The organism is Halorubrum aquaticum (assembly GCF_900113615.1).
Taxonomy (GTDB): Archaea; Halobacteriota; Halobacteria; order Halobacteriales; family Haloferacaceae; genus Halorubrum; species Halorubrum aquaticum.
In genome coordinates this window covers 18,079-43,332 of the sequence record NZ_FOPZ01000006.1, presented here as the reverse complement: position 1 = coordinate 43,332, position 25,254 = coordinate 18,079, and the positions used below count along the sequence as shown (strand labels likewise).

Below are 25,254 nucleotides of genomic sequence, written 5' to 3'. Positions count from 1 at the left end.
CCCAATCAAGACGTTCGTCTCGAAGGGCTGCGTTGGTCACCAGATGGTCCAGACAGCTGAATAGAGAACGAATACAAGTCGATCAAGAACGATTTTCTCGCGAAGACCTCGTCGGGTGCTCTCACGGAACTATCGGTACCAGAACTGCGAACGCAGGACTCCGTCCCGCGTTCGCCTGACCGTTGAGTAGGACGTTTCCGACATCCACCGCTGTGTACCCTTTGCTCAGATGAGCGCGTTATTCGCTGATCTCGTATCGAGCGAACGAATGGTAGAACGTGGTTGGATCAGGTGAAGTGTCCGAGCTGATCTCAAGTCGGCCACACACTTCCGGCATGAGACTGAGCCGATCGACGAGCCCAGCGTAACTATGGCCTTCTTTTCCGAATACAGTGTACTGCTCTGTTGAATCCGCTGAAGGCGTCGGGATCGAGTCATTCTGTACTCGGTTCTGGACCGTTACCGAGAGAATTCAGAGATGGAATCTTGGCAAAGAGCGAGAGGATCAAGATCACTGGATGGATCGATCCAATTCATCGACGACGAAGAGCGAGATAACCGCGCCTTCAGAGATCGTAATCCCTGTGCCGTCATCGGATTCAACAGAGCACAGTGTACGACGATGTGTGCTTCGCGGGCAAGCCCACCTGAGTCGGGCTTGCTCGCTCGTTACCCCAGCACTTGTTTGGCTACACGTAGTGCTGTCTCAACGAGGTTGAGCAAGGCGACGCCCATTATCGTCTTCTCGACCTCGTTTTCCTAAACTCATTACGCCGTGATCCCGCTTCTGTCTTCCATTTTCAATAGAACACTATACATCGGTTTCCAGCGGAAGCCAGATTGTAATTTCGGTGCCGCGTGGCTCGCGCTCGTCAACGTGAATCTCACCTCCGGAATGGTTAATTATCCAGTAGACCAGCCACAGTCCCAGTCCACTACCGTGTGAGAGTGTCTCAATAGCCTCTCCCGCTTCGAGGACATCTGTGTCGAACTCCGGAATGCCCGGACCGTTGTCCCGCACGCGGAGAACGCCGCACGATCCGTCGACAGTGAGGTCGACACACACATGGGGTTCTTCGCTGTCGTTGTGGATTACAGCGTTGGTAAACAGTTCTTCGAGTGCGGCACTAATCGATTCGTTTGCGGAGACGACGAGCTCTGTCGGGCCTGTAACGTCAATCTCTGCGTTGGGCCAGTCGCCGGCTATCTCTTCGGCGAGAACCCGAACCACCTGCCCGATATCTGCTGAGATCGGCTCGCGTGGGTCACTGAGAACAGTCGTAATCTTCCGCGACTTCTCGCTCGTCGTCAACAGTGTTTCGGCCCGGTCGACGATGGTGCCGGCAGCGGCTTCGAGTTCGCCCTCTAGATCGCCTCGGAGCTGCTCACCCCGACCATGGATCACGTTCAGCTCGTTGCGGATATTGTGCCGCAGGATATTATCGAGTACGTGGAGCTGTCGGGTCCGTTCTTCGAGATCAGTCACGTTCCGGCAGATCGCCAGCGTCCCCGCGAGCTCTCCGTCCTCGTAGTAGGGGTACCGACTCGTATAGAAGATCGCCTCTCTGTCGCTGTGCTTGAACGTCGGCTCAACGCTGTATTCGACCGGCTGTTCCGTTTCGATCACGCGCTGTTTCTGTCGGGCGATCGTCGTGGCAGTTTCTTCATCCATAAACGTGTATTCGCCGTCGCCGAGCAGTTCATCTCTCGATAGCCCGGCGAACGAACACAGCGCGTCATTAACCAGCCGAAACTCCCCCTCACAGGTCTGGATCATGATCGGATCCTCAAGCCGTTCGATGATATCGCGGTACAACGAGAGCCGACCTTCGAGTTCTTTCCGTTCGGTAATATCGGTCTGGACGGCGACGAACGCTCTCGGCTCCCCGTCTTCGACGATGGGTGCGATCGTCTGATCGGCGACGTATTGCGAGCCGTCGCTGCGTTGGTTGGTAATCTCCTCGTGCCACGTGTCACCAGCGGTAATCGTCTCCCAGAGGTCGCTGTAGAAGTCGTCGTCCATCTCTCCGGAGTTGAGAAGATTCGGTGACTCGCCGACAGCCTCGTCTCGGCTGTAGCCCGTGATCGATTCGAACGCCGGATTGACGTAGTTGATCGTTCCGTCCGTATCGGATATCCAGATGGCGTGACCGGAGGCTTCGACGGCCTGCTTGAACAGTTCCAGCGTCTCTGTCCGTTCTTTGAGGCGCTGCGACTGGGTTCGCAGCCTGACGAGCGCCTGTGTCCGCCACTCTAGTTCAGCCTTTTTAATCGGCATCGAGACCACCTCGTCGGCGGTTTCGAACACGACGCTGTCGGCAATCTCCCCACTGTCAGTTTCAATGAGTGAAAGGTCCGCCTCCGGTATGAGGAGAAGACACGGCAACAGAGCCGGCTTCGCCTTGCGTTTTCGGGCTCGAAGCGTCTCAGCGTGTGTCTGTAGCATCTCCCCATCGAGGATACAGCAGTCGAACGTCGCTGTTTCGACCGGCTGGTCCGGATCGACCAGCGTATAGCGGTCATGGGCTTGGATCCACTCAACCACCAACCGTTGATTCCCCTCTCCAGAGAGTAATGGGAACAAGGCTGCCTGCCCAGCGCCATCATCGGGTGAATCGTCCGTAGGGTACGCGTCGTTCATTCACGTCCTCGATCGATTTTGTCCTGTTTCGCCGTCGTCCGTAACTCGACGATAAAAACCGTGCCGGCTGGATCCGCTTCGTCAGGAGTATCGAACAATTCGCTCTCCACTCTGTCCTCGATCCAGACATTTCCGCCGTAACTCTCAACAAGACTGTCGACGAGAAACAGGCCCATTCCGGTTCCCCCGCTTTCAAGCCCTTTCTTACCCTCTCGGAACAGGCTTTCTTTCACATCGTCTGAGATTCCTGGCCCGTTATCGGCCACTCTGATGCGGACTGACTCGTCAGATTCCTCAACAGAAATCATCACCTTTGGTTGAGCTGTATGGTTGTGCTGGACGGCGTTGTTGACGAGGTTCCGAAACACCGACGAGAGCAACTCGTTCGCCAGCACGTGTGTCCTCTGATCGGGAGGATCTGCCATCGTGATCTCGGCATTTGCGAACGTTTCCCGGCGCTTTTCGAGTTCCTCACTAAGGAGCTGTCGAAGTGAGATCGGCTTGAGGTCCGGCGTCCCGTCACCATGAATGATTTCTGAGAGATCTCGGGCGACATTCGTGAGTTCGACGACGTGTCGCCCCGCCCGGAGAATCCTGTCGAGTTTCTCCTGTCCAGTTGGCGTTACCTCATCTTCAAGCATTTCGCCCCACGCGACAACAACGTTCATATCGTTCCGGATGTCGTGTCGGAGAACTCGGTTCAACACGTCGAGTTGCTCGCGTTGCTGGCGGAGACTCTCTTCTAGCTCTCTCAGCTCAGTAATTTCGTGGTTGACGGCGATGAACTGCGTAATATCTCCATCAGGGCCTTCTACCGGAGCGATCGTCTGTTCGATAACATACCGATCCCCATCTTTTCGACTGTTGATGACTGTACCGTCCCAGACGTCACCCGATGTGATGGTGTTCCACAACTCCTCATAGAACGCCTCATCGTGTTCACCTGATTTGAGAATGCGCGGGGTGTTACCGACAACTTCCTCGCTCGTATAGCCTGACTGAGATTCAAATCCTTCGTTCACGTACTCGATTGTTCCGTCTGTGTCGGTGACTAACACCCCGTGACCGGCGTGTTGATTCCGGATCTGCCGGAGTTGTGCTCGCTGATTGTATGCGGCGATCGACTGATCCCGAAGGCGTAGAAATGTCTCTAGCTGTTCACTGAGTTGACTTTCTGCGAGTGGCATGTCGATCAACCCGTCAATCGCATCCCACAGTTCCGGATGTTCATCCCGGAGACGATTACGGATCTCTCGATGTCTTGACTCCGGAACCAACAAGAGATACGGGAGAATAATCTGCTCGCTTTCTTTTCGGTTCAGGAGTTTCGACCGGTGTTTGTCCAACTGCTTTCTGTCGAGCAGACAACAGTCGAATGCAGCCTCGGCGATATCCGAGGTTTCGACGAGCGTGAACTGATCGTGTGCGGTTAGCCACTCTTCGAGGACACGCTGATTTCCCGGGTCAGTGACCAAAGTGAGCACGCGCTTGGATTCGTCGACTGCTTCTCGATTCGTATGCTGTTCGTTCGTGGGCATGATGTTCGGATCGGCGACTCCTATGACTGTTCTCTCATTTCGTGCGACAGTTACGTCTGTTCGTCGTTGTCAACGTCGTGTTTGCTGGCAGTATCCGTATCGTTCCACTCCGGCGTCCCGGTGAGAATACCCCGAAGCTGCGGAAGAGGCTCTCCGACACGGATCCCGTCCGCCGTAATTTCGAGTTCCCGGAGGCTACGTTCGAAGTCGCTCGTCCGCATCTTCAGCGTCCCGATGACCTTCCGCACCTTCCCGCGATACTCAACATGACGCAAGAACATGATGTTGTCCGCGAGATTGCTCGTCCGCTCTTCGGTCGCATGGAAGTCTCCAGTGATATTGTGAACCTCATTGACGAGGATCGTGGAGACGCCAGCGGCCCGCAAGAATCGGCCGATCCGCAACAACGCACCCGTCGTGTTGTCAAGCCCACGGAGATTCTCCTGAAAGCCCTGTGAGCCATCGATCATCACCACTTCGGTACCGTCGGTGACCGCCTCGCGGACGAGATCCTCAAATTCGCCGACCGTATACTCTTCCGGATCGATTTCGACGATGGAGAGCTGTCCGCTGTCCAGCGCATCCTGTAGCGGGAGGCCGATCGCGTCGGCTCGTTTGCGGATGGTCCGCTCTGCCTCTTCAAATTGGAATAGAATGCTCTGTTTGCCCTCAAGAGCCGCCTGAATGAGAAACTGGAGACCGGTCGTGGTCTTGCCGACGCCAGTCGGACCGCTGAGTATTGTTACGGTTCCCTGATCTAAGCCACCGTGGAGCAAATCGTCAAGTTCCGCCACACCCGAAGAGAGCGTCCCCGATTCGACCTCTCGCTCCTGTTCGCCGGGAACGAGTGTCGGCCAGACCGTCAGTCCCTCGTCAGTAATATCGTAGGAGTGATTTCCACGTCGGAACGACGACCCTCGGAACTTGGAGACGTTGACTGCCCTGCTTTCGGGAGTCACATCAAGTGAGATGACAGCGTCGACGAGGAACTGAATATCGTCGTCCGTGATTGAACCGCCAGCCTGCGAAGTGAGCATCACCGTCGCGCCAACCTCTTTGAGATAGTCGAGGAGGCCAAGAACACCGGAGCGGAATTGCCGTTCATCGCTGGTAAGATATCGAAACTCTGTGATCGGGTCAAGCAACACACGATCTGGTTTGATTTTGTCGACTTCGTCGCGTAGATCTTCAATAAACTCCGGCTGTTCGACTTCAGCTGATTCGAAGACGCTGTAGGAGTTGCGCTCTGAGAACTGCTCTTGGGTCGGCGAGAGGTTATGAAATTGTATCTGCTCAGTATTGAGACCGAACGCGTCGGCTGTTTCTTCGACGTACGCCTGCGGCTCACCCATATTAATGTACAGAGCGGTCTCTTCGTCATCTATCCCAGCCGAAAGGAAGTGTAATCCGAAGATTGTCTTCCCCGAACCCGGCGACCCACGGACGAGAACATTTCGGCCCCGAATGAGACCACCGTCCAGAACCTCATCCAAACCACTAACGCCCGTTGATATCCGTTCAACTGACATAATCTGGTTTTATTCTTAGTCTACAAGTATCTTTTTTGTGGAGAACGTATCCGTTTGTTCTAGCGCGAGTACGCGTTCACAATCACTGAGTGTCGATGTGCGATACGCGCGCTGTATCTTGTATACCAGTACAGATATTATTCTTAGCTAGCAGTTTTATCACCGAACAGTTCGCACTCTCTTCTTTTGAGGGAGAAGATAGATCTGCCTGTGCTCACTGAGTTTCCGACTTTGTTAAGAAAATCAGAAACTCAAAGGACCAAGCGGCCCAATCAGCGCCACGAGTTATTTAAAGAGATGAGCGAGTCAACGAATTCGGAAACTCAGAGCGAGCAGGCCAGAGTCTGGCTTACGCCCGAGCAGGTCGACGCGATTCGAGACGCCGCCACCGACACCGGCGCCAAGTACCTCCGGGCTCGGAACGAGACCATCATCGCACTCCTCGCCGATACCGGCCTCCGCAACGAGGAGCTGACTCAACTCACCACCGAGATGTACCTCCGCGACGCCGGCGAGCTGTACCTCCCAACAAATATCCAGAAACAGTCTGGGAATGGTCGCGATGACTGGCCCCGCTCACACCACCTCGAGCTGGACGTCGACGGCACGATCGGCACCCAGCGGTCGCTCAATACCTATCTCGACAGCCGGTGGAAGGACAGTCCCTACCTCTTCCCCTCACGACAGTCCGACCAGATGACGACTCGATCCGTCCGGAACGTCGTCAAGCAGCTTGCGCACGAGGCCGATATACAGCCGTTCAGGTACGATGAAAGCGGCGAGTTCGGTCGGGGAGACCCAGACGACATCCACCCTCACGTCTTCCGACACAGCCTCGCCTATCGACTTCTCCACGATCGCGACCGCGATGACGGCCAATTCGATATCTACTTCGTCCGGAACCGACTCCGCCACGCCAGTCTCCAGACGACGCTCCGAAAGTACGACCATTTCCGTACGATCTGAGTTCCTATACAATCTGCTGGGACAGCATCAACTGTGTACTATTATTCCCTGTGAGCGTGGAAGATGGACTCTCTCAGAGGACATCAACCTACTCGTCTTCGGGTGGTTCCCAATCATCTTCGATATACTCTCTGAATCCCCACGGAACGTCGCCGCCGTGTTCATAGAGATACCGAACTGCTTCCTTGACATCGGCAAGTTGCACGTTCTCACGTGCCCCTCCTCCCACCTGTTGGATCGATGCCTCTGCGTTCGGTAACATTTCATCCTTTAATAGGTCACGGGCTTTCCCCTGTTCGCTGTCACGAACAGAGTAGTTGAGTAGGGTATCGATAGATGTCTTGTTAGAGCCTGTTACTCGCTTGTTTAGTAAGGTATTCACCACCTTGTTTTTGAGGTCCTGATCAGTCATTATGTATCTATAACTTACATTTACTCGCAGTTAAAACTTGTGTTGTTTTGTGATATTACTGTTCATCCTATTGGACAGTTTTATTGCTCCAGACATATTGGATACAGGTATGGGAACAACAGGAACGACGCAACGGGAGACACTCGCCGGCGAAGGGGCACTACCAACGCTGTTCAAATCCGAGGCGCGCGCCACGATCATAGAGGCCTTCGTCACGAACCGCAACCGGGAACTGAACGTGAGTGATATCGCTCGCCTCAGCGACACGTCACGCACCACCGTCTACGAACAACTCGAACGCCTCACCGAGTTGGGAATCGTCGAAGAGGTCGAGGTCGGAGGCACCACGAGATACACGCTAAATAACGACGACGAGCTGGCAAACACACTCTACAAGCTACAGGGCCTCACACTCCATCGCCTCTTCGAGCTCGACGACGACGTCGAGCTGTAGAGGTCCACCTCATTCTCCTTTGACACGCAACTCGACCAGCTACTGCTGTATATTTCAGCGAGTTAGTCTCAAAACCGGGAGAACCATCTGACTTTTTCGGGATCAAATCGCATGCAGTGAGCGGGGGAAAGCCCTAGCTCTGGGATTACCGTCTCAATCCTTGTTCTTTTAGAATACCGTGGCTCTGTTTTGAATCAGCCGATAGAATGCGCTTGCGTACGTATGCCCTTATACGGACTAACGTAGAGGGTTATAGTATGACAAACAATAGACCAGAGACAGCACTACTGACGGGCCTTGGTCTTCTCTTGCTCATATATGGTGTAGCCCAATGGACGAATGTTTTCACGTACACTCCTCCTGCTATCGTTTACTTCATCGCAGGTGTTGTTCTCCTGCTGTGGGGTGTATCACTTAATCGACGCTCGTGACAGAGCTCAGCAGTATTGACCGTAATCGGATCAACATGTGTTACCTACTCAGAATTCCAACTGATAGTCTGTATCCTCCAGAACCCGGTGTACTCGACCCAGAAAGCTGCCAAAATCTTACGTTCAAGGCCTGTTAACGTTCATTTGGAAGGATAGTGTCACACGCTCCTTCCACTCCCCCACTAACTGATTTCCACTGGGGTGTGAGAAGTGCTCGATACCGCACTTGCCAGTGCGAGTCAGCGAGTCCTAGACTTCTTGGCGAGGGTTGCGATCGACGACATCTGCGAACGCAACGTTTTCGCGCACCTGTCGCATCTCGACGGTGACGCGGTCTCCGACGCTCGTTTCGGGAACGATCACGACGTAGCCGCGCTCAACTTTCGCGATCCCGTCACCTTGGTCACCGAGGTTCTCGATTTTAACATCTCGCTGCTCACCTTCCTCAACAGGCGGGCCCTCAAAGTCCTGCTGCTGATCTTCGTGGTTAGCACGTTGGGTGGAGTCAGTCGTCTCTGTATCGTCAGCATCCGACGCTGACGTCGAAATAAGCGCAACACGGTATGTCTCATCTTCAGCGATTGTCCCGGTGGCTATCTCGCGTTCCGGCACGGTGATCTGGTAGCTCCCATCATCCTGCTCAACAGTCGCAGTATACAGTGTCTGGAGTGTCTCAGAGATATCCATAGATTGCGTATCTCTCGACTCGTGCTAGAGAACTTGTTTCTAGCGTTTCTGTTGCTCTCAATTGATCACCGTCATTCCGAGCGAGAGACCCGAGAGGCGATTCAGGGCTTATCGCCACGCTCAAACACAGCAGCAAAGTCGTCAAGAAGCTCCTGTGGAGATCGCTCATCACCACGAGACGGGAGGGGTGCTTCCCAGCATTCGATCTCGAGTGTGCGCGCATTCGACACTGACTCCGGCTCAGTTACCACATTGAAGATGCCGGTGCGATAGATAGCCAGTAGTCGCTGATCGTGAACACTGACGTAATCGATTCCAGCCCGATTCAGGACTGCTGGAACGTCAGTCGGCCCAGATAGCGAGACTGAGGCGCTTGGTGACGCCGAGTCGCTCATACGGTGGCTTCGTCCATCACACCGATAAAGACCAGCCTCGAGGAAGGTCCGGATACAGTATCTAGCCAATTCCCGTGGCCGGTCTGTCGTCTCCCAACGGGTACGGATGTGGGTACCGGCTACCCACCAGTTGAACGAGTATGGAAGGATGTCCCGGAGTCAAAGCTGGTGAGCTCGGTAATACGCTGCTCCAGTTCTTCGATTTCAGCTTGGAGCTCGGTTGTGTCTTCGTCGGCTCCAGCCAACTGGTCTTTGAGCCCTTGGAGACGGGTTTCTTTCATCTCTTCGTCGACGTCTGCCTTCCGTACATACTCGCTCTCTTCAATCTCGTAGACATCGGATTCAGAGAGTGACGTTACCTCCAACGCGTCGTCGAGTTTGCTCGTGTCGACGCTCATCACGCGCTCGGGATCGATCCCTTCCGCTTCCAGTCGCTCAAGGACCGTTTCGTCATCTTTGAGTGTTCGATTTCGACGAACCGCCCGTTGAACCGACCCGTATTGCCCACTTACTGGTTGATCGTGATGGAGACGGTCAAGCAGGACTCCACGGACCTCTTGCCGAAGATCGTTGGCGTTGCGCTGGACATCTGACAGCAGCGTGTAGAGGTTCACAAGCGTCGGCACGTCTAGTTCGGTGAGTGACGTCACATCATGCTGCTCGAGCGCGTCGATCAACAGGAGGGCGTCTGCATAGACCGAGATATCGGGCTCTTCTCGCGGGGCATCGTCGTGTTCGACCGTGTGTGCATCGACGAGTGGGGAAGGTGTTGGCGTCTCGCTTTCGGCAAGGGTGCCGTCTCGATCATCGATCGTGAATCGCGGATGCAGACTCATCACGGTTGCATACGGCTCAGCGCCGGGGGGGAGGCGATCGAGATCGAACGACCCAGTCGCATGGTCAACGCGCTCAAACAGCGTCTCAAACTGGTCTCGCTGGAGCGGGACGGTCTCACTGTCAGCCTGATACTCGATGAGGACTCGGTGTTGCTGGACGTCGGTAATGTGAAACGGCTTCCGAGAGAGCGGAGTGAGGAGTGTGGCGTCTGCTGGAAGTTCCTCCACGTTGTCGAGGAGATTGTCCCACGTCACTCGAAACGACATACTGGCGATTCAGGACTGCGGAACAAAAGCATACGGGCGCACGTGAGGCAATAACCCCACTCGTATGTGGAACCGCGGAGCTGTCCAATTGCTAATGAGAGGGGACTCATACACCACTTTTATCAAACAATCTATACCAAACCGCATCGAAGACGACGAAGCTTACGAAGATTGCGAAAGTGTGTAGGAGAAAATCAGAAACAAGTGGTGTCAGAGTAGTTATTTCGCCAGTATAGATGTTGAAAAGGGTGATCACGATTGAGGCTACTACTGCCATAGGGAGATGAGTAGAGACCAATTCACGGATTTCCATAATCGCACCAGTCCGTTTCGAGTGAAATAGATGCCGCTCACCGAGAACGACTCGAGTTTCTATTTCGGTCAGTTCGCAGACTCATTCTATCGGTTGGTTCAGAATTTAGACGAAGAAAATAACGCAGTTCTCATGCTGACTGAATTCTCTGTATCTCGCACGACGTTCCTGATAGGGCGCAACTAACTCTGGGGATTGAGCGCTACGTGAGTTCCTTACACTGAGCAATAAGGTATTCTCCTACACGTCGTTCTCGTGCTGGTGGTTTACTGTATAAACGAACGGGTTTTTCGCGGTTTAGTGTATACCACTTCCTTCTCGGCACAGTTGAGCAAAGAACGTCTCCGACACATCGTTGATCTCAAATATGTAGAGAAGATAAGTAAACTAAGTTGAATAGAAGAGGGTACTTGGGGCTTTCAGCCGCTGGAATGGCCTCTCTTGCTGGATGTTCTAAGCGACTTCGGAAAATAGTCTCAGATAGCGATGGCGACAAGACGGCAGCTACTGGGACCGTCACCACAGAGAATGATCCGCTATCAAACGCGTCGGTGACCGCTTATCGAAACGGCAGCGAAATCGCACAAACTACCACCGATGTTGATGGGTCATATGACATTTCTCTCGGTAGCTTCCCAGCTTGGGTTCGCTTCGACCACCAAGAGTACAATTCAGTTACGAGGGCACTCTCACCAGGATCGACGAGGAACATCACACTAGAGTCGGGAGAGGGGGCAGTCAGCTTAGCGTTTGGTGGAGACGCGATGTTTGGACGGCGGTACTACGAACCAAGAGACGACCCGCTTCGATATTACTACCGGTTACAACCAAGTGACCGCCGTGATTCTCATGACCGATTGCTCAATTCGGTCTCGCCGCTCCTTGGGGACGCAGACATTACATCGATAAACCTTGAGACGCCGCTAACGACATCAGAATGGCGACACCCGTCGAAGACGTTTGTTTTCACCAGCCATCCCGTCGCTGCAGCGGCGATGGCTAATGCCGGCATCGATTACGCGGCACTTGCGAACACACATGCCTTCGATGCTCTCACACCGGGGCTCGAAGAGACAGTTACAGCTCTCGATGAAGCCGAGGTTGCTCACTCCGGCGCCGGTTTGGAGCCTTCCACCGCTATCTCCCCAGCCGTTCTCGAACGTGATGGGGTAACCGTTGGCTTCGTTTCGGCAACGACGACGGCAGGCAGACAGTATGACCGCGACTGGGCGGCTGATGAGACGACTGCGACGTACACAGTCGATCGTGACGGCGAAACTCTCACAGTCCAGGATCGTGCGGGGGTTGCTGAAGCGACGCCCGAGACGATCCGTGCCGGCGTACAGGCTGCGACCGAACGTGCGGATGTAGTCGTGACACAGATTCACGGCGGCGAGGAGTACCAACGGACGCCTACACAGGAACTTCAAGATCTGGCTGATACCGCGATCGCTGCTGGCTCAGACTTAGTAGTAAACCATCACCCACACGTGTCGGGAGGACTTGAGACCCGTGACGGCGCGCTGATCGCGTGGTCGATGGGTAATCTCTTTTTCGACCAAAACCTGTGGACTACGTATCGATCGTTCGTCCTACAGGTGACTGTTACTCCGAACGGAATACAGTCCGCACGAGCGGAACCGATCCTCATTGAAGGGTACGCTCCACGGGGCGTGACCGGACCACTCCGAAACCGGCTGACATGGGAACTCGCCGGACTCTCAGACAGTTCGTTCACGATCGCTGATGATACACTAACCTACCAGCCTAGTGTCGAACGGCCCCCACAAGAACAATTAACGCTCGATGGTGGAATCCAACGCAGAGTGCGTGGGTGGATTACTGACTCTGATGACTCAGTACAGGTCGGTCGTGAACGATTCATTACCGGATCGTTCGATGATCACGATGTTGACAGCGACGCGTACGAGGGAACCCTGTGGCGCTACGGTCGTGAATCACGTAATAGTGACCAACCGATTGGCCAGAACGATTCTGGCGGGATCGAACTTGTCCGTGTTCGAGCAAACGAGAATCGAGCATTACTGTCGCCATGGAACCGTCTGCCAGTTTCCAATGAGGAGTTCACACTGTCAGGAACATACCGAACGAACGCGGATGGAGAGCTTCGCCTACTAGTCTCGTGGTACGACGATACATCTGGGAGTTCGTTCCAATCACAGGAAACGTCGCTGGCGCCGACAGAGCGTGAATGGGCTAACTTCTCAGTTGAATTAGAGCGTCCTGTCGATGCCACACATATCGATGTTTTCCTGTTCTTGAGTCCGCCTGACGGTGTCAATGTCCTGCGGGCGGCGTTTGACTCGTTAAGTCTCGTTGAGTGGGAACCGGCTGATGTCAAAGGCGGCAGGCAGTTCGATACCATTCGAGGTCCATCGGGGGCAACTATTCGCACAATCCCGGTTGACGGCGAGGTGCGCTGGCAATGATCGTCGCTGTCATCGTCACCGCGTTCGGGCTCCTCGCAGTGGCGGGATTGACACAGGTGTATGGGTACCGACTTGGCGGTACGATTGCGATACCGATTCTCGCCGTGTACACGCTCAAAAGCTTTGTAATGCTCCCAATCTACGTTCTTAGCAGTGCCGTCGCGTATCTTGGACTCGGGCTGTTGAAGGACAAGACGTTGATTTACGGCCGGGCTGAACTGATCTACGCGATCTTGATTGGTAGCCTGATACCAGTCACAATCTTCCTGACATTCGGCTTTCTCATCCAAGATCTCTTCCAGACTGTTGTGTTTATCGGGAGTATTCTGCCTGGCCTTGCCGCATACAACTATCACCAGCTTGATGACGAGACCCGTTATTGGGATCTATTGACCGCAGCGGTAGTGTTCGTATGTTTGTTCGGGCTTGGATGGTTTCTTGTCTCAGCGGAGTTCGCACCCACACTTGCGACTGCCGCCCCCGTTACGCTCTACTCGCGTACAGCAGATGTGGCAACCTGGAAAGGTGTCGCCGTCACTGAGCCCCTATCGCCGGTCATCCTCCCTCGACTTGTAACCGTGTTGTTGTTCGCGGTTGGAATGCTCCTGTCAGAGCGTGTCCGCGAGCGGTACGACATTCGGATTGGTGTGATTTCGGTAGCCTTGCTCGCGATCTTTTCGCTCGCTGACCGTCGGCTCATCTATCTATACATCTGTCTAATCGTCATTTCATATATCGCCGTACAAGTGGTCCACCGTTCCTCGTTGTTATATGGGCGTGTGCTCGTTGGTATTGGCGCAGCGGTTGGAATCGTCACAGCCATACCCTTGTCGATTGAACTGGGGATTACACGTGGTCTTTCAGCGTTCTTTGTCGGTATCTTAGCGGGGGTAAACGCGTACAACGTTCACGTCGCACAGCCGGCTATTCGACGCCTGTTCGTCCCCCTTCAGTTTGGATCGTTCGTCTTCTTGCTGTGCTTGACCAGACTCACCGGAGCGGTCCTCCCGAGGGGATTCCCCCGCCAATTTGGTCTCACTGAGATAATAATCGGCCTGAGCATCGTCGCTGTATGCTTCGGATATGCTGAGTGGCGAACGATCCGAAAACCCGACGAAGAAGCAATTTCTGATCGATCTATTTTTAATCAGCCTGACAATACCCAAGATGCTGCCGCACTCGACAATGAAACGTCGCGAGAGATAGATACATGACCCGTGATAGCCGGTTCGAGGTGTATGATACCTCTGCGGGGTGGCGATGGCGATTGCGAACCAACAGTCTCGTCTTAAGCCAGTCTACAGAGACGTTTTCTTCACCCGAACAGGCTCGATCGGCAGTCAATCACGTCCGGGCAGCGGCATCTGTCGTCGAAGATCTGCCGGAGCAACAATTCAATGGTTCTCAGGCGAGTACCCAGGTTACTGACGTACAGTGTATGACCGTCAATAATGGCGGCCAGTACGAGTGGGTGCTTGTTGATGGCGACAATGTACTTGCGCGATCGACGGCGACATACGAGGCCAAATCCAATGCTGTGACGGCAGCCACGTCATTCTGTGCGGCTGCCAGCGTTACAGAAACCGCGTTCCTCCTTCGGAACCAGAACCAACAATCATCAGCATTTGATGTCGGCTCAACCTCCGTACTGGCGGCGCTTCGTTCCCTAGCTACGCTCCCAATTCGGGGATTCAAACACCGTCGGACGATCCAGAAGATAGACACGCGGATAGTTGTCTCTGGCATTCGTGGAAAATCTTCGACCACTCGCCGACTTGACGACGTGTTTAGGCGGCGGGGATATGACACATTAACAAAAATCACTGGGAATCAACCCCACCTGATCCACAACGGTGGTGTAGTCCCGTTGAACCGCGAAGGACCCAGAACGACCCTATATGAGAATATCGACGTTTTTCGAGAGTATGTCCCCAAGCTCGCGAAATATTCCCCTGAAGATGTCGCAATTTTTGAAAATCAAGGTATTACGGAGTACACGACACGTTTGATTAACGAATCATTCCTAGATCCTCATGTTATTGTTCTGACTAATATCCGGCGTGATCATCAGGACACGCTTGGCGAAACCCGAGCCGAGATCGCACGGTCGTTTGCCAAATCAGTTCCGCCTAAAGCCCACATCGTGTGCGGTGAACAGCATCCGGTCATCTATGAGTATCTGGAACGTGAGATCACGGCCACGGAGGCAACGATCGAACAAGTAGCAATCCCAGAAGAGCACGAGGGGCTACTTGGAGCGGAGACAGCTCATGCGGTGAACCACACTCTTACAGCTGTCGGTGAATCCCCTGTTCCTTCGGATGAGATCCGAGCGTATCTCGAGCAGATTCAGCCGGCATGGACTACTGTCCCGAATGGACTCGTTTTTAATGCAGCAGAGGTGAACGACGTCGAGAGTACTGAAGCGGTTAGACAAGCTCTTGAAAACTCTGATCGTATCACACCATTTGTATTCTTGCGGCCAGACCGACGCGGTCGAACTGCCTCCTTCGTTTCGTACTTCGATCACCTTGCTGACCAGGGGATCATCGATGCTGGATACGTGATGGGTAGTGACAGTTCCGTATTCGCGAAAGAAACGAAGTGCGAGGTCACGGAGATAGACGCTGACGCCGATCCAGAAGCCGTGTTAGACCGGCTGCTCGATCACGGTCGACCCGTGATACTTATGGGAAATACTGTTGACGAGTTTATGCGAGAGATCGATTCAGAAATCGACTCGCGAGCACAGGGTAGATCGTTGGTTGATAGGCCAGATGAAGTACCAATTTCGTAGTTCTCACGCAATTTTTTCATAGCCGCCTATTGTTGCTCAACGCCTCGCGGTATTTCTTCCCGCCCCTACCGTTCCCCAGTCAAATGACGGAGTGGTTGTTCCACAGAAGAATGGTTTGCTGTGTTGAATAGATGATGAGTCACAGTTACAGCGGCTCACACAGTGGTTCTATGTTAGTGATGGTGAACATCAAGACGATTTCACGGAACTGCCGATACCAGCCCAGCGCTCGCACGGCATCGCCGAGCGAGCGCTTCGTTGTCGAATACGATATTTCGGCCATCCACCGCTGAGAGTAGCCGTTTGCTCGGTTGAGCGCGTTGTTCGCGGCTGCTTTCGCTGACGATCCGCGGTAATGAACAAGGTACTCAACATCATATGCGGCGATTTCGTACTCGGTATGCCAGTCTTGGAAGCCGTTGTCGGCGGCGACGGACTGCAGGTCGTCCGCGTTTCGGCGGACGACCTGCGGTCCGATCTTCGTATCATGCTTCCACCGAGCTGCGATGTGAACATCAAGAACAGCAAGCGATTCCACATCAGTCAATGTCGTCACTTTTAGCGTCTGTATCGTTCGTCCTGCCCGCTGGCGGAAGTACGACGACGCACGTCGGCGGTCGAAGAACGTGCTGTCGAGAGCGGCGTGGCCGGACTGCGGGTGGTGCTGCGCGGAAACGCGCAGCAGCGCCCGCCACGCCCACATTTTCAGCCGATCAAACGACTTGTAGAGCGTGCTATAGTCAGGCAGATCGTCCCGATCTAAGTCGAGTACGTCACGAATCTCGGCCATGTAATCCAGCCGATTCGGCGTTTCGCGGTAGCTGTGGTCTTCTTCGAGCCGAAAACAGTGTAGAACGACGTGTTTCCAGCGGGCGAACCCGCCGCTGGCGGGCTCGCCCGCGTGCTTCCCCAACGCTTGTTTGACTAGGTGCCGACACTGCTCAACGAAGTCGAGGAGATCGACTTCCATGGACAGAATCGATTTCCTCGGCTTCGTCCTTCTACTCCGTGATATAAGCCGATTAGATCGCTATTCAACACAGCAGAAATAACATCTAAAGTAGTCTATTCCGACTTGGGTAAGCTATAACTTCTTACTGCTCGGAGGGTTGTGTAAGAGCTCTCTCATATGACTCTTTCCCAGCAGTTACTCGAAGAGCAAGAAATCGCATACGAGGCAGAGGAAGGTCAATACACCGAGGAGATTGACCGCCTCGAAACACTACCTCTCGCCTTCGAGGATGGGTCATGGTCGGTTGAGGACGTGGAGTGGATTGTTCGCTGGAAGAGCAGTCGCAGTATCGGGTACTTCGAGCGGAACGGCCCCGAAGAGGTGAAACACCTCGTCGACGACGCCCTCAGTGCGAACAGCGTGAGCGAGAAGGTCAATATCCTCACTCGACTCGACGGCGTACAGGTCCGAATGGCCTCGGCAATTCTGTTGTTCGTGAATCCCGACCGCTTTACCGTCCTTGATTGGCGGGCATGGGACGTACTACACGAGAATGGGTACTTGCCCGATGAGATGCCTGATGACCCATCCGTCGAGGACTACTTACTGTATCTGGGTGTATGTTGGGCGATAGCGAACGAGTACGACGTGAGTCTCCGCACGCTCGATATGGCGCTGTGGGCGCTCGGAGGCGACGAGTAAAGCACCGCCGGCGATTAAACCCTGTCAGGACAAATACTACAACGCATGGATAACCCCGAACGGCCCGAACGTCCCGGCTCCGACGCTGATGCCGCCGAGATAGCTCGGTGGATGGAGGAAGACTTCGGGTGGGCGCTTGCCGAAGGGGCTGCAAGCGTAGATGACGAGGACGAACCCGACGACGAGCAGGAGGTCGTCGAGGTTGAGATACTCAATCACGAGCGGGGTGAGGTCGTCGGGACGATAGACACGGACGGGAACCTCGATACGGAGAGCGACGTATTACGCGAGGTTTCGCAGGAGTATCTCGAAGCGGGTGTACCCGTACTCGTCCCCACGACCTACGAGAACGAGGATGGTGAGACGGTTCAGGCCGACGGTGAGGTGATGATCAAGCCGGGAGACACGGGATTCGTGCGGGCCTTGGTTGACGAACTCCCGAGTCCATTCGACTGTGACATGGAGGCCCTTGACGACCTACCGGTTCACAACAAAGGATAGCGAAACAAACACTCTTCCTCGGCTGAGGCTGTTCCGAATATCGAAGATTGTAGTAATTGAAAATTCTGGCTCTGTTGAAATCCTCAGCAGCTGACAGTTTTACCCCAATCGCTCAGTACAGCGGACACATTTTGCAGAACAGTCAGAGCCTGTCAGTACAGAATCACGCTACGATTTCAACGCCGAGGATCTCGAAGCGAGCGCCACCGGTCTCACTCTCAGTCACCTGTATCTTCCACCCATGTGCAGCAACTGTCTCGGCGACGATAGCGAGTCCAAACCCGGTCCCTTCCTCGCGGGTCGTATACCCCGGGTCGAACACGGACTCACGGTCACTCTCAGGGATACCGGGCCCATCATCAGCCACGTAAAATCCCGGCCGGTCAGGAAGCACTCCGACGGAGACCGTCACGTCCGGGCCGCCGTGATCGATTGAATTCCGAAACAGGTTCTCGAACAGTCGTTGGAGCCGTGTCGGGTCCGCTTTGAACGTCAGGTCGTCCTCGACGCGTAACTCGGCAGCGTTTGTCTCAACCATCTCCCAACTGTTCTGTGCGACCGACGAGAGCAACACTGCATCCCACTGCTCGACTGGTCGGCCATCACGGGCGAGCGAGAGAATTTGCCTAATTAGGTCCTCCATCCGAGTTAGCGCCCGTTCGATGGCTGCTGCGTGTTCATTCTCTGCAACCTCCTCGACATCCCCGCGGAGTAATTCGAACCGCCCTGTGGCCACGTTGAGAGGATTACGGAGGTCGTGACTCACTAAACTGGCAAACTGTTCGAGACGTTCGTTCTGTCGCACTAATTCCTCTCGGTACCGCTCACGGTCAGTCACGTCGGTCAGAAGGATGGTTCGACCGAGCCCAGCTTTTGCTGTCCCATACGGTGTCTCTGTAACATGGTAATACCGGGGGCGGCCCTCTTGTTGGAGTTTCAAAATAGCGTCGTCGCTGTCAAGACAGTCAGCTACTCGTGGAAGTGTCGTCTTCAGAGGGGTGCCCTCGGCACCGTCAAGGTCAGGGAAGAGGGTCTGCGCAGCGCGATTCGTGTCTCGAATGTGGTTGCTCGCGTCAAGCGCAATAATTGGCTCGTCCCGTTCGCCGGCCAATTGGATGGCATCGAACTGGTCGATATAGACGAACGCGACACCAACGGCGAAGACGGCGACCCCGAGCGGCTCGTAGGTAATATCGATGAGGTAGGGCGTGGTGTACCCGATAATATCGAACACGACGGGCAGGCCGGTGATTCCAACGAGAGCGAGGAGCGCTCGTGTGTCGAGATCGATCTCGGTGAACAGTTCCAACAGCATGAAATAGCCGACAAAGGCGAGTGCATACGAGAGCCCCATTGCAGTCCAATGTAGCGGCCCTGTGTATACGGACAGATGGGGGAACGGGGTGGCGACGGCTGTCGTCGTGAAGTATCCTTGGTGGAGAGGATTGGTGACCTTCACCGCGACAAGTACGATGTAGACGGCGATAGCAAGGCGACGGTATGTCGGATTTCGATGGTAGGTCCGACCAGTATACGCTGAACAGAAGTAGAGCCATGCGCCGACAGCTGCGAGTCCCAGCACGAGCCCGAACGTATACCACGCGAGTTTGAGTGATATCGTTGGAGAGACAAGAAATCCGACGTGAGCGGTCGCCCACCCGCCGCTCGTCAGGAGGAGTGCCCACAATCCCCGTCGCGTATCAGCATTTGTGATACGTTGAAGGCGTGTGAGACTTATAAAACAGGCCAATGCAGCCACGACGAAGAGACCAACATAGAGCAGAAAGAGAGGAGATGTCGTCGAGACAGCCATATTGGACCGTCCCGGGGGCCAGGGTAATACTTTATGAATCTGTAAGGTGACGATGTCTTGATAGCGCGTGATAGACGCGCACTCTTCAGTAACCGGCTGTTTCAGGCAAGAATATGTCTGAAGAATAGGATTTCAACAGAGCCGCTTGATCCAAAGCTGCTCAAAGAGACGTTGAACACGGCGAATATTTGATACAGGAAGCACAAGCAGACTCCGACACCCGTCCGGCTCCACGCGACCGACCGTACGCTTCGAGAAACGAAAGAAATGCTCCGATTGTTTGACTAGAATACTCAGTTCAAGCGATCTGCCAGTAGATTCATCGGTTGTAGATCGCGTTGGAAACCCACCGACGTCCCAGCAGTCACGGATCGCAGTTGACGAGAGCGCTATCAAGATTACCCGCGAGTGGTCTTGACTGTATTCTACAATAGATGTTGGCACAAAACTGTCTCTTGATGTGGGGCTGTTCGGACAGCACGGGGCTGATCCAACGGCTGAAGTGCTACATGGCTCCGTGAGAAATACAATCTCTCCGATGGCGTGTGTCTTGTTGATCAGTTCAGCTATCGGGCTACAGTCTCTCGCTTAGGACCCCGCGGTAGGGTCAACGACACAGACCGAAATCTCATCGAAAAGCGGTTCATATAGTCAGAATACGAATCGACCGTTTCCACAACTCGTGGGTCGACAGTCGGGACAGCGCACCCAAATTGCTTGAACAGTTCATGCATTATTACAATCACCAGAGACCGTCTCAACCACTCAACAGACAAACATCAAGAAGCCGTGGTTAACCAGACAGCGCCCTCCACAGCAACTTCTAACATAACGTACTGATCAACATGAGTATCTCATAGACTGTCTGGCACTCAACCGTAGTACTACGTTTCGGGGTTACGGCCCCTATCTCGCCATGTAGTCCGCCCAAACACGTGACTGCCCACAATCAGTTGAGTCGCTATCTCATATCGAGACGATGCGTGTCAGGCTCCGTCGTTTTCGCTACTGACGTTCGAGAAGTTCAAGCGCCTTGCTGAGTCGCGAGATGTACTCGTCAGGTGGGAACCGCCACCAGACCTGCCCACTCATGTGAGCCAGCGGGAGTACGTGGGTATCGACCGGATCGGAGATTCGGTGGAGTGTCCCATGGATGGACATAATGCTCTCGGGGTCGGCGTCGGTATCCACGACGGGTTCGGGTGCAGTCGAGCGTCGGAGTGCCGGCCACGCGTTTCCGCCGAAGGTGATCACAAGCTCTGGATCCAACGCCCGGAGTTCTTGCTTGAGGAGGTGTTGATACGAGGCGCGCTCGGCGGCAACTCCGAAACCGTCGACGCGGTACTTCACGACGTCGCCGAGGTAGAAGTCTCGATAGAACTGCCCGGATTCGACGTACTGGTGCCAGCCGTTCGGGAGCGAAATGAGATCGTGACGGGCGAGCGTCTCGAAAAAACGCTCCGCGAAGTCGGCGTTTCGCCCGGTCAGCCAGCTCTTGGCAAACTCGCGGTAGACGCCGATCTGGTCGCGAGCCGAACATTCGCCGGTGAGTGGGTTCTGCGGACGCAGTTCCGACAGGTGACGTTCATGGAGGTTTCCGGGGTCCTGAACGAGGAGGACGATGTCCGGATCGTCAGTCTCCCAGTCGTAGTAGAACGTGTATGAGAGTCGCCGGTTGACCTCCTCTCGGGTAGGGAACCCAGCGTCCGAAAGGACCGTCTCGACGCTTCCGATCGCCATCTCCTGTAGCTCTTGAAGCGTTGGCTCTGTCGGCTTGTCGATCTCCGAGAGGAGCTTACGAGCGGTCGTTTCGTCCATCATCTCTGAGTGGTATCTAGCGGGCTAATTGATAGTTCGGGTTGTTCAATTAGGATAAATCTGGCTCCGTTGAAATGCTTAAGATTGGGACATTAGCAGAGGATTCCCATACTTTCATACAAGTAACGGGTGTCCCAATATGTATGTCAGTCCAGCAGATTACTGCGAAAGATATCGCAGGCTGGGATTCCCTCCAAGATATCGCCGACTCCTTCGAGAAGCGCGGACTGAAACCGCGTCAAAACCTCGGAGAGGACAACGAACTTGTCCTTCAGCTCGCCGATGACGAGTTCGTCGTACTCGTCAACGCGGGTCCTGGTGAGACGGCGACGGATTTCAAGCCGGACAACCGATCTCGACACACGAACCTCGTCGCCACGAACGACTTTGAAGAGTTCACCTTCCTCACCCGGATGCGTAGCTGGGAAGGGCAACAGCACGGGCGCATCAAGCACCAGAAGATCTCGTTTACCAAGGAGCAGTTCACGAGCGACAGCGGCGAAAAGAACACCGTTCTGAAGAAGCTCAACTCCATCGAGTACGGCTCCTCCGCCGCGATCTACGACACGCTGTACGATACCCAGCAGGTCGTAAAGGAGTTCTACGAGGAGTTCGAGGAACTTCGGACGAACCTCGTTCAGGAGGTGTCCGGGATCCCCGACGATCGCGGCGACGCGAAGCAGCGGTACGTCCAGGTCATCCTCGACCGGATGATCTTCCTGTATTTCATCCAGGAAAAGCGCCTGCTGGACCGGAATCCGAACTACCTCCACGAACAGCCCGGCGACGTCGTCGATGACGGTGAGGATCGGTACGAGAACTTCTACCGGCCGCTGTTCTTCGACTATCTCGCGGAGGACAAGCAGAACCCAGAGTTCGGGAGCCTGCCGTACCTGAACGGCGGGCTGTTCGCGAAGAATCCCGTCGAGGAGGAGTTCCCAGACGCGAAGCTCGGCGCGTCCGCCGAGGAGACGAACGATCTCTTCGATGATGTCTTGGAGTTCCTGTCGGGGTGGAACTGGAACGTGGACGAGCGGCTCGATATCGTCGACCCGAAGAACCTCTCACCGGCGATACTCGGTCACATCTTCGAGCAGACGGTCAACCAGAAGGAGATGGGCGCGTACTACACGCCCGAAGAGATCACCGGCTTCATGTCTCGCCGGACGATCCATCCGTACCTTCTCGATCAACTCAACGACGCTGTCGACGCCGAGTACGACGAGATCGACGACGTGTTCGGTTTTCCCGAATTCGAAGCCGCCGAGGGCGAGACGGCAGTCGCGGACGGCGGGACGATGACGCAGCAGGCCGCCACCGAGAACGTGGAGACGAAGCACGTCGAGACGCTGTACCACGACATCCTGAAGGAGGCGCACGTCCTCGACCCGGCGGTCGGGAGCGGCGCGTTCCTGCTCGCCGCGCAGGACGTACTGGTGGACATCTACATTCAGTGTATCGAGTACTTCCAGCAGCTCGAAGCGGAGGGGAAAGGCTGGGAGTTGGAGTCTCGTACCCGTGACGAGTTAGAGACGATCAACGAGGGGCAGGGCGGAGCGTCGCTGTACGCGAAGCGGACGGTCATCCTGAACAATTTGTACGGGGTCGACATCGACGAGGGCGCCGTCGAAATCTGTAAACTCCGCCTCTGGCTCTCGATGGTCGCGGACATCGAGGATGAGCCCAGCGAGGTCGAACCGCTCCCGAACATCGATTTCAACATCCGGCAGGGGAACTCGCTTATCGGGTTTACTGAACTTGTAGAAACAGCAAACGACGGAGATGCGCAGTTATCCAATTATGGTGGCGGTGTAGGTGAGAGCGTACACTCGCTATATGACGGCGTTATTGAGGCTGTTAAAAAACACCAACACGCTAACTCCGGGAAAGAAGCAGCAAAATGGCGTAACGCCGCAGAAGAAAAAATTGAGAATCACAGTGAAGAGTTAGATAAGAAGATACTGGAACAATTCGAAGATGCGGATGTTGACGATCTGACTCTTGAACATATTCAAGAATACCATCCATTCCACTGGGTATTGGAATTCGCTACAGTCTACGAGGACGGTGGATTTGACGTTATTATCGGCAATCCCCCTTGGGATCAAATTCAGGCAAATCCAGATGAATTCTTTGTTGAATATGAACCGACCTTCTCTTCACTACCTAGTAAACAAAAAGAGACAAAGCAGAATGATTTGCTGGACGATCCATTAGTAAGTGAAAATTGGGAAAAGTACAAAGAAAGAACCCAAAAGAAAGCACAATACTACAAGAAGAGTGGAGAGTACAATCTTCAACAGCCTGTAGTCGGTGGCACAAAACAACCGATTCCTAATGACTTGTCTGCTCTCTTTTTTGAGCGGATTTTCAATCTCACACAAGACGGATCACTTATCTCGTTAATACTCCCAAATGTCGTCTTTAGTGGCGCAATGGGCAAAGATCTCCGAATGGAGCTTCTAAACAAGAATACAGTACAATCGATTGTCGGATTCGAAAATAAAGGAATATTTTCTCATGTTGATGATCGGTACAAATTCAATATTGCGGTCTTCAAATCTGGAGGAGAGACACAGAGTGTTAGCGGTATTGGCTTACAGAATAATGTTAACATTCTTCGCAATATTTCAGAACATGCCATAGAGATCTCCAAAGAGATATTGGTTAAATATTCTCCCGAAGCACGCAGTTTCCCGAATATCCGGTCCAAAGACGAGCTAGACGTCATTGAGAAGATTGTTCAATGGCCTCCTATCGGAGAAGAGCACGGAGACGACTGGTATGCTGATGTCTATTATGAACTGAGGAAGGGATATGATAATGATCGCTACACCGAAGATGCTGAAGTCGGAGATTACCCCATTTTTGAGGGGAAGAACATATATCAGTATTCATATGATAACGAGTTCTTTGATGATATTGAAGAGCAGAAACTGTGGGGCGTTGAAAAAGAGGTGGATGGCGTGAAAAGCGCGAAGGAGCGAATCAGAGAGCGAAATATTAGAAAACTGAAAAGAGCCGTTTATGATGCGTTTGATGGCTCGGGATCGCAGAAGCAATTTGTAAATGACTTACTTCAGAAAAATAGAGGAAGGGGACTAGAGAATGCTGACGTCAAGCTGGACGGATCTGAGTACCGGCTTGTATTTCGAAAAATATCAAACCCCACTAACGAAAGAACCGTCATTTCTGCTGTACTCCCGACCGGTAGCGTGACCGTAGATTCTGTTTATACTCTTCGTCCATTTGAACTGAATGTTCAAAAAGAAGATACTGTAGAAGGTAACTTACATTCGGCATATGATCGGATATTTACTGATAAGGAACTATTCGCTGCCTTAGGGCTCTGTAATAGCATTCCGTTTGATTTCCTGATGAGAACAAAAGATGCTCAAAACTTGCTAGCATTCCGATTTGAAGAATCTCAGATGCCTCGTCTCGCCGCAGGCGATGAGTGGTTCGAATACATTAGCAAACGAGCTGCTCGCTTGAACTGCTATGGAGATAAATTTGAAGGAATGCGTGAGCGGTTAGGAGGGATAGAACCAGCGACAGATAACCAAGAGCGTCGTGAAATCCAATCCGAAATTGATGCTGCCGCCTTCCATGCGTATGGCTTAGACCAGTCCGAAGTAGAGTTCGTTCTAAATGACTTCCACCAAGTAGAGAATCCGCGTATGATGGATGATGACTACTTTGATCTTGTGAATTCAAAATACACTGAGTTATCAGAAGAACACTTGTAGAAT

The 25,254-nt window shown here is 53.8% G+C and carries 17 protein-coding genes and 2 pseudogenes; 9 read left to right on the top strand and 10 right to left on the bottom strand.

Annotated elements, in window-relative coordinates; genetic code table 11:
• Window positions 1–609: 609 nt before the first annotated feature.
• The 4 genes and pseudogenes from F3H10_RS16610 to F3H10_RS06970 all read right to left on the bottom strand — a co-directional run.
• Window positions 610–735 (bottom strand): annotated as a pseudogene (locus F3H10_RS16610) (IS5/IS1182 family transposase); the annotation flags it as partial.
• A gap of 76 nt (window positions 736–811) precedes the next feature.
• Window positions 812–2,641, bottom strand: coding sequence for a PAS domain-containing protein (locus tag F3H10_RS06980; RefSeq protein WP_149784081.1), 1,830 nt, complete (start codon window positions 2,639–2,641; stop codon window positions 812–814).
• Window positions 2,638–4,179: a sensor histidine kinase gene (locus F3H10_RS06975; protein WP_149784080.1), complete on the bottom strand. Its 1,542-nt coding sequence runs from the start codon at window positions 4,177–4,179 to the stop codon at window positions 2,638–2,640. The genes F3H10_RS06980 and F3H10_RS06975 overlap by 4 nt, the downstream gene beginning before the upstream one ends.
• 50 nt (window positions 4,180–4,229) lie before the next feature.
• Complete coding sequence (locus tag F3H10_RS06970; RefSeq protein ID WP_149784079.1) at window positions 4,230–5,708, bottom strand: ATPase domain-containing protein; 1,479 nt, start codon at window positions 5,706–5,708, stop codon at window positions 4,230–4,232.
• Window positions 5,709–6,005: 297 nt separating this feature from the next.
• On the opposite strand from F3H10_RS06970, the gene F3H10_RS06965 reads away from it, so the two are divergent.
• Complete coding sequence (locus F3H10_RS06965; protein ID WP_149784078.1) at window positions 6,006–6,674, top strand: tyrosine-type recombinase/integrase; 669 nt, start codon at window positions 6,006–6,008, stop codon at window positions 6,672–6,674.
• 88 nt (window positions 6,675–6,762) lie between these two features.
• Here F3H10_RS06965 and F3H10_RS06960 read toward each other — a convergent pair whose 3' ends face one another.
• Window positions 6,763–7,086 carry a hypothetical protein gene (locus F3H10_RS06960; RefSeq protein ID WP_149784077.1) on the bottom strand — a complete coding sequence of 108 codons (324 nt, stop codon included), beginning with the start codon at window positions 7,084–7,086 and terminating at the stop codon, window positions 6,763–6,765.
• A 109-nt stretch (window positions 7,087–7,195) separates the two neighbouring features.
• On the opposite strand from F3H10_RS06960, the gene F3H10_RS06955 reads away from it, so the two are divergent.
• Window positions 7,196–7,540, top strand: a complete 345-nt coding sequence (locus tag F3H10_RS06955; RefSeq protein ID WP_149784076.1) for a winged helix-turn-helix domain-containing protein — start codon at window positions 7,196–7,198, stop codon at window positions 7,538–7,540.
• Between the two features lie 680 nt (window positions 7,541–8,220).
• Here F3H10_RS06955 and F3H10_RS06950 read toward each other — a convergent pair.
• Together F3H10_RS06950 and F3H10_RS06945 are read right to left on the bottom strand one after the other, a co-directional pair.
• Window positions 8,221–8,658 (bottom strand): TRAM domain-containing protein, encoded by a 438-nt coding sequence (locus F3H10_RS06950; protein WP_149784075.1) that lies wholly within the window; start codon window positions 8,656–8,658, stop codon window positions 8,221–8,223.
• Window positions 8,659–9,172: 514 nt separating this feature from the next.
• Window positions 9,173–10,156: a hypothetical protein gene (locus F3H10_RS06945; protein WP_149784074.1), complete on the bottom strand. Its 984-nt coding sequence runs from the start codon at window positions 10,154–10,156 to the stop codon at window positions 9,173–9,175.
• 705 nt (window positions 10,157–10,861) lie between these two features.
• Here F3H10_RS06945 and F3H10_RS06940 point away from each other — a divergent pair.
• The 3 genes from F3H10_RS06940 (at window position 10,862) to F3H10_RS06930 (ending at window position 15,716) form a co-directional block, all read left to right on the top strand.
• A complete protein-coding gene (locus tag F3H10_RS06940) occupies window positions 10,862–12,919 on the top strand; it encodes a CapA family protein (RefSeq protein ID WP_149784073.1) in 2,058 nt (685 codons plus the stop codon).
• Window positions 12,916–14,133, top strand: a complete 1,218-nt coding sequence (locus F3H10_RS06935; protein ID WP_149784072.1) for a poly-gamma-glutamate biosynthesis protein PgsC/CapC — start codon at window positions 12,916–12,918, stop codon at window positions 14,131–14,133. Before F3H10_RS06940 ends, F3H10_RS06935 begins: the two co-directional genes overlap by 4 nt.
• Before the next feature lie 224 nt (window positions 14,134–14,357).
• Entirely contained in the window at window positions 14,358–15,716 is a 1,359-nt protein-coding gene (locus F3H10_RS06930; RefSeq protein ID WP_223174241.1) for a folylpolyglutamate synthase/dihydrofolate synthase family protein, read from the top strand.
• Between the two features lie 145 nt (window positions 15,717–15,861).
• On the opposite strand, the gene F3H10_RS06925 is transcribed toward F3H10_RS06930, so the two are convergent.
• Complete coding sequence (locus tag F3H10_RS06925; RefSeq protein ID WP_149784070.1) at window positions 15,862–16,686, bottom strand: IS5 family transposase; 825 nt, start codon at window positions 16,684–16,686, stop codon at window positions 15,862–15,864.
• A 159-nt stretch (window positions 16,687–16,845) separates the two neighbouring features.
• On the opposite strand from F3H10_RS06925, the gene F3H10_RS06920 reads away from it, so the two are divergent.
• Both F3H10_RS06920 and F3H10_RS06915 read left to right on the top strand, forming a co-directional pair.
• Window positions 16,846–17,370 carry a hypothetical protein gene (locus F3H10_RS06920; RefSeq protein WP_149784069.1) on the top strand — a complete coding sequence of 175 codons (525 nt, stop codon included), beginning with the start codon at window positions 16,846–16,848 and terminating at the stop codon, window positions 17,368–17,370.
• A 45-nt stretch (window positions 17,371–17,415) separates the two neighbouring features.
• Window positions 17,416–17,871 carry a hypothetical protein gene (locus F3H10_RS06915; RefSeq protein ID WP_149784068.1) on the top strand — a complete coding sequence of 152 codons (456 nt, stop codon included), beginning with the start codon at window positions 17,416–17,418 and terminating at the stop codon, window positions 17,869–17,871.
• 163 nt (window positions 17,872–18,034) lie between these two features.
• On the opposite strand, the gene F3H10_RS06910 is transcribed toward F3H10_RS06915, so the two are convergent.
• Window positions 18,035–19,684: a sensor histidine kinase gene (locus F3H10_RS06910; RefSeq protein ID WP_149784067.1), complete on the bottom strand. Its 1,650-nt coding sequence runs from the start codon at window positions 19,682–19,684 to the stop codon at window positions 18,035–18,037.
• A gap of 156 nt (window positions 19,685–19,840) precedes the next feature.
• Between F3H10_RS06910 and F3H10_RS06905 the strand changes: the two are divergent.
• Window positions 19,841–20,481 (top strand): annotated as a pseudogene (locus F3H10_RS06905) (IS6 family transposase).
• Window positions 20,482–20,689: 208 nt separating this feature from the next.
• Here F3H10_RS06905 and F3H10_RS16305 read toward each other — a convergent pair.
• Window positions 20,690–21,502 carry a uracil-DNA glycosylase family protein gene (locus F3H10_RS16305; protein WP_223174240.1) on the bottom strand — a complete coding sequence of 271 codons (813 nt, stop codon included), beginning with the start codon at window positions 21,500–21,502 and terminating at the stop codon, window positions 20,690–20,692.
• 143 nt (window positions 21,503–21,645) lie between these two features.
• Between F3H10_RS16305 and F3H10_RS06895 the strand changes: the two genes are divergently transcribed.
• On the top strand, window positions 21,646–25,251 hold the full coding sequence (locus F3H10_RS06895; RefSeq protein ID WP_149784066.1) for an Eco57I restriction-modification methylase domain-containing protein: 3,606 nt from the start codon (window positions 21,646–21,648) through the stop codon (window positions 25,249–25,251).
• Window positions 25,252–25,254 lie beyond the last annotated feature (3 nt).

Coding starts and splice junctions, on each gene's coding strand:
- F3H10_RS06935 (WP_149784072.1), top strand. CDS start 12,916: ATGATCGTCGCTGTCATCGTCACCGCGTTCGGGCTCCTCGCAGTGGCG.
- F3H10_RS06950 (WP_149784075.1), bottom strand. CDS start 8,658: ATGGATATCTCTGAGACACTCCAGACACTGTATACTGCGACTGTTGAG.
- F3H10_RS06955 (WP_149784076.1), top strand. CDS start 7,196: ATGGGAACAACAGGAACGACGCAACGGGAGACACTCGCCGGCGAAGGG.
- F3H10_RS06930 (WP_223174241.1), top strand. CDS start 14,358: ATGACCGTCAATAATGGCGGCCAGTACGAGTGGGTGCTTGTTGATGGC.
- F3H10_RS06980 (WP_149784081.1), bottom strand. CDS start 2,641: ATGAACGACGCGTACCCTACGGACGATTCACCCGATGATGGCGCTGGG.
- F3H10_RS06945 (WP_149784074.1), bottom strand. CDS start 10,156: ATGTCGTTTCGAGTGACGTGGGACAATCTCCTCGACAACGTGGAGGAA.
- F3H10_RS06925 (WP_149784070.1), bottom strand. CDS start 16,686: ATGGAAGTCGATCTCCTCGACTTCGTTGAGCAGTGTCGGCACCTAGTC.
- F3H10_RS06960 (WP_149784077.1), bottom strand. CDS start 7,086: ATGACTGATCAGGACCTCAAAAACAAGGTGGTGAATACCTTACTAAAC.
- F3H10_RS16305 (WP_223174240.1), bottom strand. CDS start 21,502: ATGGACGAAACGACCGCTCGTAAGCTCCTCTCGGAGATCGACAAGCCG.
- F3H10_RS06895 (WP_149784066.1), top strand. CDS start 21,646: ATGTCAGTCCAGCAGATTACTGCGAAAGATATCGCAGGCTGGGATTCC.
- F3H10_RS06910 (WP_149784067.1), bottom strand. CDS start 19,684: ATGGCTGTCTCGACGACATCTCCTCTCTTTCTGCTCTATGTTGGTCTC.
- F3H10_RS06970 (WP_149784079.1), bottom strand. CDS start 5,708: ATGTCAGTTGAACGGATATCAACGGGCGTTAGTGGTTTGGATGAGGTT.
- F3H10_RS06915 (WP_149784068.1), top strand. CDS start 17,416: ATGGATAACCCCGAACGGCCCGAACGTCCCGGCTCCGACGCTGATGCC.
- F3H10_RS06975 (WP_149784080.1), bottom strand. CDS start 4,179: ATGCCCACGAACGAACAGCATACGAATCGAGAAGCAGTCGACGAATCC.
- F3H10_RS06965 (WP_149784078.1), top strand. CDS start 6,006: ATGAGCGAGTCAACGAATTCGGAAACTCAGAGCGAGCAGGCCAGAGTC.
- F3H10_RS06920 (WP_149784069.1), top strand. CDS start 16,846: ATGACTCTTTCCCAGCAGTTACTCGAAGAGCAAGAAATCGCATACGAG.